The sequence below is a fragment of the Streptococcus pluranimalium genome, from assembly GCF_047785745.1.
GTDB classification, from domain to species: Bacteria; Bacillota; Bacilli; order Lactobacillales; family Streptococcaceae; genus Streptococcus; species Streptococcus pluranimalium_B.
The window spans coordinates 1-537 of the sequence record NZ_JBLOJT010000240.1 but is presented as its reverse complement, the minus strand read 5'-3'; the positions used below and the strand labels follow the sequence as shown (position 1 = coordinate 537).

General features: G+C 36.9%; 1 pseudogene. It reads right to left on the bottom strand.

Annotated features, from left to right (window positions below):
* Positions 1 to 343 precede the first annotated feature (343 nt).
* A pseudogene (locus tag ACMZ6U_RS10705) lies at positions 344 to 537 on the bottom strand (hypothetical protein); the annotation flags it as partial.

Below are 537 nucleotides of genomic sequence, written 5' to 3'. Positions count from 1 at the left end.
TAACAACGCAACACTTGAGATAATCCCAATTCTAAACCTTTTCTTTAACCTCATATCATTCCTTCTTGAGGGTCAAACAGGGAAACCAACTTAGTGGTTTGTAACAACAAATCAAAGCTAGTAAGCGCTTAACAAGCTTCATTTCATTATAATATAACAAAACAAGGGAAGAAACAACCTTTTATTGCATATGGATTACGAAATAATTTCTTTTTTGTAATACTCCGACTATTTGTTTTTATCGGTCTTCGGATATCAGGCTATAATGAAAATGGTATTAATCATTATCGTTCCTTGGGCGAATACTGAGTATGGTCACCTCCATTAGTAGGGTGGCTTTTTCTTATTCCTTGTCCATCACCTCTTGAATTTTGGAGAACGCATTAACGTCCCCGTTCAAGGCTTTTTGAAGTACTACTAAGGCTAGTGACATTTCATTGGTTGGTTCGTATCCTAATCCAATTAGTAACTCTCGCATTTGTTCGTTATTAACTTCCGAACTGAGCAAGGTGTCAAAGGCTCGCTTTAAATCGGCTC